A 10,291-nucleotide genomic window follows, 5' to 3' on the forward strand; every position below is an offset into this window, starting at 1 on the left:
TGCCGTTTCTTTGTTATATTTTATGAGTTTTTACAAGTGGTGTGCTGTATCCATAGGAAATAGGGAGGTTTTCTAGTGAATATCAGAGCATTGTGTGAAGGGATAAAGCTTGATCCAGCGGCTAGACAGCAGGTTTATGAGTTTCAGATAAAAGAGGATGAATATCTAGTTTATAAACAACATTTTTATTTTGACAGATTTTCTTTTTTTGAATCTGTGAAAGCATCGGAGGGCTATCGAAAGCTACTATTATATTTATTTGTGAGATTCGCAGTAGAAGCTTATGAAGAGTATCGTATTCGTAACATTGAGGATGAGATCTATTATGATACATTCTCAGATATTCAGATCTGGTGCATGCAATGTCTACGTGATTACGGTGAATATGGTATTGAAGAATATAACTGGCTGCAAGAGCATGTTCAGCTTCGTTTATTTCGTTTGGGAAGAATGCAATTTCAACCTTTTGCGATGGACCGCGATTTAGATGTTGATGGTTGTAAAATCTATACCAATCAAATCGTGCTTAATGTGCACATTCCAGCGGGAGAGCCTTTATCCGTTCAAAGTGTCGAGGAGTCCTTTCAGTTAGCCAGAGTTTTTTTCAGAGGTATAACTCCAGTGTTTATTTGTCATTCATGGCTGCTTGATCCGGAATTAAGTGAGATTTTGAACCCAGAATCGAACATTATTCAGTTTCAAAGTCGGTTCTACATTTATGAAGTGGATAAAAGTTCCAAGGAAGCAGAAGAAAGAATATTTAGTAAATTAAGTATGACCCCACAAGCGTACGAAGAGAACACCCAACTGCAACGGCGTGCAAAAGCCTTTTTAATTGCAGGAGGCAAACTAGGAAGTGGCTATGGGATTAAAGTACATAAGTAAGGTTGAAATCTTGGCATATTACGGATAGAGAAGACGTACACTGCAAATGAAGTGATGCGTTAACCTGACTCTGGCTGTAATAGCTGGTTTTGGGGATAGTGCTTTGTTTTATCCAAAAACGAAACCGGTTTCAAATGTACGAGCGCGCCGTGCAATGAAATCAATAAGATCAAAGAGGTGATTCCATTGGGCTGACCCTGGGCAGATATCGTCTTAAGCATTCCTGTGTCCTATAATTTTTTTATTTATTAGGAGGAGACGATGATGTTGAGAAAAGGAAAAATGCTAAGTCTATTTCTGCTGTTTACACTCATGATTGCTCTAGTGCCTACAGGTAATTCAAGTGCAGCCTCGAACTGGAATCTGGTATGGAGTGATGAATTTGACGGGAATTCTCTGAATACTGGTAATTGGTCCGCCGAAATCGGCACAGGGAGCGGTGGCTGGGGTAACAATGAACTTCAGTACTATACTAGTCGTCCGCAGAACCTGCAAGTTACGGGTGGAAATCTGGTTATTACAGCGCAAAAAGAATCCTACGGTGGAATGAATTACACCTCTGCACGGATCAAAACACAAGGACTCAAAAGTTTTACCTATGGGAAAATTGAAGCTAGAATCAAGGTGCCTTCAGGTCAAGGACTCTGGCCGGCATTTTGGATGCTTGGATCAAATATTGATACAGTAGGTTGGCCTAAATCCGGTGAAACAGACATTATGGAACGTGTGAACAATAATGCTTTTGTTAATGGGACGGTACACTGGGATGCCAATGGGCATGCCGAGTATGGGCAGGTATCCGGAAATCTGGATTTCTCTCAATACCATGTGTACAGCGTTGAATGGGATGCGAATTATATCAAGTGGTTTGTAGATGGCAACCAATTTAATGCTTTTTATATCGAGAATGGAACGGGAAATACGGAGGAGTTCCAAAAACCCTTCTTTATCCTGCTAAACCTTGCTGTTGGTGGGAATTGGCCTGGAAGTCCAAACGCTTCAACTGCTTTCCCGGCGCAAATGCTGGTTGATTATGTACGTGTGTATCAATCCGCGCCTACCTCAAACATCGTTAGTGGTGGGATTTATACTTTAGCCGACAAGGCTAGTGGCAAGGTTCTGGACGTAGTGGATGTATCCACAGCAAGTGGGGCAAAGATGCAGCAATGGACCAATTACACAGCCAATAATCAGAAATTTAAGGTGGAAAGTACAGGAGACGGCTACTATAAGCTGACAGCAGTGCATAGTGGAAAAGTGTTGGATGTGCCGAACTCATCAACCGTCAGCGGCGTACAGTTGCAGCAATGGGATGACAATGGTACCAACGCTCAGCGGTGGAGCATTGTAGATGTAGGGGGTGGCTACTACAAACTAATTTCTAAAGTGAGTGGATTAGCTATGGATGTAAACGGAGCCTCAACCGCAGATGGCGCAGCGGTTCAGCAGTGGACGGATAACGGAAGCGATGCTCAGAAATGGTTTTTTACTAAAGTGAACTAAAAGGATCTATTATACGATCATGTTTAAGAAAAACGGCAGAGATACCGTTTTTCAGAATGACGAGAAACCCAATTCACTGGATGGCCTTGGGTTTCTCGAGATCCTGCAGCCTCTATCTAATAGGGGCTGTTTTTTTACGTTTAATACGTCGTTGATATTGAATTCTTGTATTGATTACTGTCCCTTTTCTTCTCCTAATCGTTCTAATTAATTTCAATTGAAACAGCGAAAGGGGCGAGATTCTTGTGCGAATAATTTTAATTCTACGTTTATAAATGATTCGTCTATTACTTTTTCGTATGAACCGCCGCTTTACATAGCTGACCTTCCGTCTTCTTCGTTTTAATTTGGCTTTAAAAGCTCTCCAAGGGGTTAGATTTAGGAACTTACGATATAGCGCAAATCCTGAGGAATCTTTATTCCAGCATTTCTCATCCCCGGCAAAATGGACAATTTTATTATTGTAGTCATGATCTGGGATGGCCATGTTAAATGAATTAAAACGGATATCGAGAGGGAGGTAATTCGCTCCAAAAACTGCATTTAGAACATCCTGGTCAGGCATGGTGACATCAGGGAAAGTGCGCAAGAAGTTCAGCATCTCTTGGTACCAGTTCGTATTCTGGCGGATATTATTCAAAGCAAATACGATCACTCCAGAATTAAAATAAATCTCGGGATTCAGCCCTTTGGCGCTCACAATAGATGCAACATCCATAATGCCCTGATCCCAAATCGCCCCTAAATATTTTTCATTCAGCTCGACTTGCCACAGCTCCGCGATGTCTATGTTTACCAATACATCACAATCCAGATAAATAATTTTGTCAGAAGGAATTAACGCGGGAAGCAGCAATCGGTACATACTTGCATGTGTCCACATATCGATAGAATTAATATTGGCAAGAACCTGGAGCATATCTTCGGGTAAAGTAATCGAATAAAAGCTAATCGTATGCTGATGTTTAGTGGTTAATCTGGTGAGCTTTCGCTTGTTAACTTCGGTTAAAGAGGCATCATGTAAAATATGAACATGGATTGGGGAACTTGTATGATGAAAAACTGACGCTAAAACGACACCGGCATGCTCTACATACTTTCCATCCTTATCTTGAAAGGCCAAGGCAATTTCGATCATTTGATTTATCCTCTCTCTACATTAGTGTACGAATGTACCACAGTATACGTTTGCCCTGGCAAGAGGATAAAGGCATTACACCTACGATATTCACCCAATTTTTTTTGCACATAAAAAAACCAAGCTCTGCAAATCAGAGACTTGGTTTGTGAGAACAATTTCTTATTTTCGCAGCTTAATACGATCTATGTGATGATTGTTATTTTTAAATAGTATAAGATCTGCACGATTTCTGGTAGGCAAAATATTGTGTATCAAATTTTCAAAATTGATTTCTTTCCATATTCTTTTCGAGATCTCGATAGATTCTTCTAGTGATAACTGTGCATATTTTTTAAAATAAGATTGCTCATCTTGGAAGGCGGTATCTCTAAGCTTAATAAACCGGTCAATATACCATTTCTCAATATTATTCACATCAGCATCCACATAAATTGAAAAATCAAAGAAATCAGATACAAAATAGTTTGGCATACTTTGATTAATTGTCAAACTAGTCTGAAGAACATTTAATCCTTCAACAATTAGGATGTCCGGGTTCTCGATCGTAATACATTCATTTGGCACGATATCATAAGTTAGATGCGAATATACAGGGCTTTGAACACCCGAAACACCAGACTTCACTTTAGTTAAAAATGAAATTAAACTACGTGTGTCATAGCTTTCAGGAAATCCCTTTTTCTTCATAATTCCACGTTTTTCCAGCTCAGCATTGGGAAGTAGGAACCCGTCAGTCGTAACTAAATCTACTTTTGGATGAGAAGGTAATTGAGAGAGGAGTTTCTGAAGAAGTCTAGCGGTTGTACTCTTGCCAACAGCGACACTTCCGGCGATGCCTATGATAAATGGACCTTTTTTAAGATCGTTATTAAGAAAGTGATTTATAGAATCTTTAAATGTATGAGAGGCTTGAAGCTGCAAATGTATCAATTGGGACAGAGGAAGATAGACCTCATTTACATCCTCAATCGAAATTTTATCGTTAATACTTTGGATATCGGTAAGCTCTTCTTCTGATAATTGGATAGCGGTGAAATCGCTTAGCTTCTTCCAATCCTCACGTAAATAAAGTGTATATGCTGAATTATTCACCATTAAAGTTTCCACATCCCTGATTTTTTTAAAGATTCACCTGCACTTAGGTATTATAACCGTTCATTCAACTTGATTCCATTCATAGCAATCGACATTAGTATGGACATTATGGAGAATTCATTTCAATAAATAGGAAAATAAATTAAAATATAGTGAACGAGGAAGAATGGAGTGGAACCATGGGAGTTTTTCGAAAAGTTGAAGTATTAACGGATTACACGCGCAAGGGTACGTTCCAAGAAGAGTCAGAGCCCAGAAAAATCGTGATAAGTATTTATTATCCGGATACGGATGGTTTACCCGATAACAACGAATCTGAAATGAAATATATGGATCTTTTCCGGCCCTGTGAACAACAAGCAAGAGAAATTCTACAAGATATTGGAATGAATATGGATATCATAGATGGATTATCTACCTCAATCAGCGAGGGAGCATTGCAACAAAAATCCAAACGATCCTATCCTGTCATTATCTACTCTCCTGCACTAGGCTTAGATAGAGATATGTATATTTACAATATACAAGCGCTGGTAAAGCAAGAATTCATAGTGGTAACCGTCAGTGCTGCTTATGAAGCCATGTTTACAGTTAGTCCAAGTGGAGAATTTATGAATCAATCAGAGGTCATGAGGACAATACAGGCTACAGATTATAGCGAATTACATCACTTAATTTCTATTCGAAAAAAGGATATAAAGTATGTATTAGATCACCTATCCAATCTGAATTCAAGAATGGAAAGTTTTGATATGGACAAGGTTGGCATTGTTGGACATTCAATCGGTGGTGCTACTGCATTAGATTTAACTATGGAAGATGATAGAATTAAAGCCGCAGTTTTATTAGATGCAAGTATGCATTTATATATTGAGAATGAAGTGAACAACAACTCGGTACCCCTACTTGTATTAAGGCAAAATGCTTCTGCTTTAGAATCCTTAAGCATTATTTTACAGGAGAAAATAGCAAATGATTTCATCAAAGGACAAGAGAAGCTTTTCCGGAATTGGAATGGATATAAATCTTTTTTGAAAATACGAAAGGCAACGCATATGTCCTTTAGTGATATGCCTCTTTTTGAGGAGGACGAGACTTTATATCATAGAACTTGTGGGATTCATAATCAGATAAATGAGCTTGTCGCTAAGTTTTTTCAAGAGCATTTATTAAATCAGGGGAATGCTTATTCTACATTCATAAGTCATAATCATAGTGATTTCTGTGAAATCAATGGCAGTGGAGATGAAATTCTGTAATCTAGTAATAAGGGAGGGGATTTTAAATGCATTCAGCTCAAACTCATCAGATGATATGTAATCATATTGAACAATACATAGGGGTTATTGATAATATTTTTAAAGAGGTTATTTCAGATGTTCTGTCCATTGATATTCTAATTGTTAACCCGACGCCTGAGCGGAATTACTATACTTTAATTACATCAGGAATGAGTGAATTTGCGATGCAGGTACCAGATGGTGCAGAAGAATATCAATTTACTGAATTAATGATTTGCCTTCCTCCTACATGGAAGCTGTCTGATGAGGCTTTTAAGGACGAAAGAAATTATTGGCCAGTTCGTGCGCTAAAAACAACGGCTAGGTTTCCACATGAATATAATACATGGCTCTATATGGGGCATACGCTAGTCAACGGTAATCCAGTAAAGCCTTATAGTGAGGATACAGGATTTCAAGGGATGTTTGTGTGGGTGCCAGATGTTGAAGATAAAGCTGGATTTTTTAATTTGGAAATGAACAGTGAGAAAGTGGTGCACTTCTATACTTTAATTCCGCTTTATGGAGAAGAGTTAGATTATAAAGTTAAGCATGGCGAGGAAGAACTTCTTAATAAGTTAAATAAGATTGGGGTTACCGATGTTCTGAATCCTTCCCGTAAAAATAGCTGTAAGAAGATATTTGGACTCTTTTAAAGGATAAGAAAAACGGCCGAGGGCCGTTTTTTTTATCCTTTAATCCCAAAAGCAATCCAGCGCCCATCAACATCTTCAATAACAAATTCCTTGTTATTATAGTCGGTGTTTGCTAATGCTCGGACAATGTTAACACCAGCCGCTTCAAATTCTTTCTCCAACTGCTCTTGCTGTTTCGTAATAAAATAGGCATCGTAACCATAGCCATACAATTCTCGATTAGGAATAACCCTTTGTCCTTGGGATTGAGTAAGGATAATTTCTGTATCATCACGATAGAGGCAAACATGCGGTTCTTCCGTATCTAAATAGGGCACAACTTGAAAGCCTAAGTACTGATTGTAATAAGCAGCGGTGCGCTCAATATTCAGGGTAGGAAAGATACTATGTGATTGTAAAAGCTTTTTGTCCACTTGTGAGATCATCCTTTCTAAGAAAATAGATACCCATATATTACCTTGCGACAAAGATTTCAACAATACGTGGAGTTATTAAACCGCAGGAGACATTCATGGTTGACACCATAGATATTCTATACTAATATACATGCATGAGCATACATTAATTAATTTCTGCTAAAACATGTTTTTAATGTTCATAATAAATTTAGTTTTTTATAAAGAGGAGAGATATCATGAAGAACTTGTTTACCCCTTATGAAATGAAGGATTTGAAATTGAAGAACCGCGTGGTTATGCCTCCAATGTGTCAGTATTCAGTGACTAACAAGGACGGAATTGCTACCGATTGGCATTATAATCATTACGTAAGCCGCGCCATTGGAGGAACAGGATTAATTATTATTGAAATGACCGATGTAGAGCCTGATGGCCGAATTACTGATTTTGACCTTGGCATTTGGTCCGATGAGCAAATACCTGCATTGGCTAGAATTGTTGATGCTTGTCATGCTTATGGGGCAAAAGTAGGTATTCAAATTGCTCATGCTGGGCGTAAGGCTGAAGATGCAGCAGTTCCTGTATCCTCTTCTGCCGTTCCATTTGATGCTGACTCCAAAACACCACGTGCCCTAACGACTGAAGAAGTGAAGGGTATGGTTGAAAAATTCCGGTTAGGCGTGAAGCGTGCGATTCAAGCGGGGTTTGATGTTATCGAGCTTCATGGTGCGCACGGTTACCTTATTCATCAGTTCCATTCACCATTAACAAATCAAAGAACAGATGAATATGGCCAAGATTTGACCTTGTTTGGTACTGAAATCATTCGTGCAGCGAAAAGTGAAATGCCTGAAGGAATGCCATTGATCATGCGTATCTCAGCTCAAGAATATGTAGAGGGCGGATACGGCATTAAAGAAAGCTTGGCATTTAGTAAAGCTTATAAAGAAGCTGGCGCAGATATTTTCCATATCAGTGCAGGTGGTGAAGGTCCTATCGCGGCTGCTGGCAAGCCAGGAACACATGCGGCGTATCAAGTTCCTTTGGCAAGAGAGATCAAATATGGTTTGAATGTACCGGTGATTGCTGTAGGCAGATTGGATGAACCTGCTCTTGCTAATGCAGTCATTGGGAATGAGGAAGCAGATCTTGTTGCGGTTGGTCGGGGGATGCTGAGAAATCCATATTGGACGCTGGAGGCTGGGGTTGAGCTTCAGCAAGACCCTAGTATTCCTCGGCAGTATGCCTTTGGATTTCCTAGAATTAAAGGCTAAGGACTAACGAATTAAATGGAATCATTTGGAAAGACCGACTTCTTGGAGAAACGGTCTTTTCTCTTTTTTGGATTAAGCTTGGCACAATGGATGGGGAGTGTAGTACTATTATATAGAAGAAAAAATTCATGAATAGTCATACGCTCAGGAGATGAAGAGATAGATGGACAAAATTCTTAACAATGACCTTATCGCGAATTGGTTGACGTTAACGCATATACAAATGAATGTGACGAATGAATTAGAAGTTAATTTGCAAGCGAATCATGGATTATCTTTAAAAGAGTTCTACTTGTTATTATTCTTGTCGGAAGCCCCAGAGAAAAAACTGAAATTGCAGAAACTTGAATCCATGGTTGGTTTAAGCCAAAGTGCCGTTTCACGTTTAGTTAGCCGGTTTGAAGCCAAGGGCTGCGGAGCTTTAGAGAGAAAAGCATGCGACAGTGATCGCAGAAGTATTTATACCTCCCTAACCTCCATTGGTGAGGCCAAGCTCATCCGTGCACAAGAAACCTTTAAAGACACGCTAATGAAGGCATTCCCGGAAAAAGATGTGGAACAGCTTCTAGCGCAAATGCTTCGTATGAAGCAGCAATCATGAATCAGCTCAAAAAAACCTCTGTTTAGGTAAATGGATCGTATCTCCATTTCCCATGCAGGGGTTTTTTTGCGTGAGACTATAGGGTTTATTCTAGAAGAACAATCTCTCCACTAGCCAAAAGGCGCCAAGTGCAGTAATTAACCATGAACCATATGCGATAACCGGTTTGTAGAAATTTCTTTTTTGGAGAAAAATAAGTACCGGAAGCAAAACAATAACAATACATAATTGGATAAATTCAATTCCTACATTAAAGCTCACCAGATCCACAGCCAAATGTGCTTTTGGCAAGTTCATTTCTTGAAGAATATCTGCAAAGCCAATGCCATGAATGAGTCCGAACAGGAAAGTTATGAGCGCGCGTAAACGGATTTCTTTACGAAAAATATTCTCAAGCGCTACATAACAAATACTGAGTGCAATTACAGATTCAACAACTCGTGAAGGCAAGGAGATCCAGCCCAGAACTGCGAGTGTTAACGTAATGCTGTGTGCTAAAGTGAAAGCTGTGATAATTGCAGCATATTGTTTGAGCGTTTGTTTTCTTAATAGTAGAGCGAATAGGAATAACAAGTGATCATAACCAGTAAGAATATGGTTCATTCCCAGTTTGAAAAAAGAAAACCAATCGGATGAGGACCCAGAATTACCTGATGAAGACGAATTGGTGGATGATGATAATTGCTGCTCCTGTTGATCCTCTGTTAGCAGCATGGTCCACGTCCGGTCTTTTCCTTGCATTACGGTTTCGCTAGTCTGATTTCCGTTATGTGCAGTAATTAAATTGACATACGGTGAACTTGTAGCTTGTGAATATAGGCCGTCGTTGATTGCGATGGTTTGTCCAGGCTCAAAGGCAGGATAGGTAAAATTCCAGGTAAGAACCTCTTTATCCCCTTTTTTATCAAGGAATAGATCTTGAAGCTCTGGAGCTTGCTGTTGATCATTCATTTCCAAGATGACGCTATCTTCGATCCATTCTTCTAAACGATGCTTATTGCTCTCAATCTCATTCTCTTCCAATATTCCATTTCCGTTCATATCTACGTTATCCATGCTTTCAATAATCGAAATGACGTCCAATGAAAATGAAAAATCGGTCTTGTCCTTATCAAAAGTAACGGTAGTATAACTGGCACTAAGTGGATGTGCGGAAGCCGTTAGTTGAGAAGAAGTCATAGAAATAAGGAAAATCACAATAAAGATTAATGATTTTAATAGGTTGGAGCGGTTCTTACGAGCTGGCAAAGTTGTTCCCCCTTGAAGATAAATATGTATTAAATGATGTTATTACAGTTGATCATAATCTTAAATTGTCATTGGAGTGTTAACTGAAAAGATAAAATAAGGGTTGTATGAGCGAATATTTTAAATAAAAACTAAAAATTCTAATATTTTTTTAATTAAATTTTACAAAACGAAATAAAACAATAACAACTCGTTTACAAAGCAGGTTTA

10 protein-coding genes are annotated in these 10,291 nt (G+C 38.9%); 6 read left to right on the top strand and 4 right to left on the bottom strand.

Going from position 1 to position 10,291, the window contains the following annotated elements:
- Positions 1-75: 75 nt before the first annotated feature.
- Together NSS87_RS09855 and NSS87_RS09860 are read left to right on the top strand one after the other, a co-directional pair.
- Entirely contained in the window at positions 76-885 is an 810-nt protein-coding gene (locus NSS87_RS09855; protein WP_339246654.1) for an acyltransferase domain-containing protein, read from the top strand.
- A 264-nt stretch (positions 886-1,149) separates the two neighbouring features.
- Complete coding sequence (locus NSS87_RS09860) at positions 1,150-2,388, top strand: RICIN domain-containing protein (protein ID WP_339248499.1); 1,239 nt, start codon at positions 1,150-1,152, stop codon at positions 2,386-2,388.
- A 112-nt stretch (positions 2,389-2,500) separates the two neighbouring features.
- Here NSS87_RS09860 and NSS87_RS09865 read toward each other — a convergent pair whose 3' ends face one another.
- Positions 2,501-3,526, bottom strand: a complete 1,026-nt coding sequence (locus NSS87_RS09865; RefSeq protein ID WP_339246655.1) for a glycosyltransferase family 8 protein — start codon at positions 3,524-3,526, stop codon at positions 2,501-2,503.
- A gap of 162 nt (positions 3,527-3,688) precedes the next feature.
- Positions 3,689-4,624 carry a type I pantothenate kinase gene (gene coaA / locus NSS87_RS09870; protein WP_042186610.1) on the bottom strand — a complete coding sequence of 312 codons (936 nt, stop codon included), beginning with the start codon at positions 4,622-4,624 and terminating at the stop codon, positions 3,689-3,691.
- Positions 4,625-4,803: 179 nt separating this feature from the next.
- Here coaA and NSS87_RS09875 point away from each other — a divergent pair, with 179 nt between their 5' ends.
- Positions 4,804-5,883 (top strand): alpha/beta fold hydrolase, encoded by a 1,080-nt coding sequence (locus tag NSS87_RS09875; protein WP_339246658.1) that lies wholly within the window; start codon positions 4,804-4,806, stop codon positions 5,881-5,883.
- Between the two features lie 26 nt (positions 5,884-5,909).
- Complete coding sequence (locus tag NSS87_RS09880) at positions 5,910-6,560, top strand: suppressor of fused domain protein (protein ID WP_339246661.1); 651 nt, start codon at positions 5,910-5,912, stop codon at positions 6,558-6,560.
- Between the two features lie 32 nt (positions 6,561-6,592).
- On the opposite strand, the gene NSS87_RS09885 is transcribed toward NSS87_RS09880, so the two are convergent.
- A complete protein-coding gene (locus NSS87_RS09885; protein WP_042186616.1) occupies positions 6,593-6,973 on the bottom strand; it encodes a VOC family protein in 381 nt (126 codons plus the stop codon).
- Positions 6,974-7,194: 221 nt separating this feature from the next.
- Here NSS87_RS09885 and NSS87_RS09890 point away from each other — a divergent pair, with 221 nt between their 5' ends.
- Together NSS87_RS09890 and NSS87_RS09895 are read left to right on the top strand one after the other, a co-directional pair.
- Entirely contained in the window at positions 7,195-8,232 is a 1,038-nt protein-coding gene (locus NSS87_RS09890; RefSeq protein WP_042186618.1) for an NADH:flavin oxidoreductase/NADH oxidase, read from the top strand.
- Between the two features lie 163 nt (positions 8,233-8,395).
- Positions 8,396-8,833 (top strand): MarR family transcriptional regulator, encoded by a 438-nt coding sequence (locus NSS87_RS09895; protein WP_081951075.1) that lies wholly within the window; start codon positions 8,396-8,398, stop codon positions 8,831-8,833.
- A gap of 90 nt (positions 8,834-8,923) precedes the next feature.
- Here the strand turns inward: NSS87_RS09895 and NSS87_RS09900 are convergent, their stop codons facing one another.
- A complete protein-coding gene (locus NSS87_RS09900) occupies positions 8,924-10,081 on the bottom strand; it encodes a HupE/UreJ family protein (protein WP_339246667.1) in 1,158 nt (385 codons plus the stop codon).
- Positions 10,082-10,291: the final 210 nt, after the last annotated feature.

The organism is Paenibacillus sp. FSL F4-0243 (genome assembly GCF_037963295.1).
GTDB lineage: Bacteria > Bacillota > Bacilli > Paenibacillales > Paenibacillaceae > Paenibacillus_AQ.

What these genes read in the sequence shown, in the direction of transcription:
- NSS87_RS09860 (WP_339248499.1), top strand. Translation starts at nt 1,150, where the DNA reads ATGTTGAGAAAAGGAAAAATGCTAAGTCTATTTCTGCTGTTTACACTC.
- NSS87_RS09865 (WP_339246655.1), bottom strand. Translation starts at nt 3,526, where the DNA reads ATGATCGAAATTGCCTTGGCCTTTCAAGATAAGGATGGAAAGTATGTA.
- coaA (WP_042186610.1), bottom strand. Translation starts at nt 4,624, where the DNA reads ATGGTGAATAATTCAGCATATACACTTTATTTACGTGAGGATTGGAAG.
- NSS87_RS09875 (WP_339246658.1), top strand. Translation starts at nt 4,804, where the DNA reads ATGGGAGTTTTTCGAAAAGTTGAAGTATTAACGGATTACACGCGCAAG.
- NSS87_RS09880 (WP_339246661.1), top strand. Translation starts at nt 5,910, where the DNA reads ATGCATTCAGCTCAAACTCATCAGATGATATGTAATCATATTGAACAA.
- NSS87_RS09890 (WP_042186618.1), top strand. Translation starts at nt 7,195, where the DNA reads ATGAAGAACTTGTTTACCCCTTATGAAATGAAGGATTTGAAATTGAAG.
- NSS87_RS09895 (WP_081951075.1), top strand. Translation starts at nt 8,396, where the DNA reads ATGGACAAAATTCTTAACAATGACCTTATCGCGAATTGGTTGACGTTA.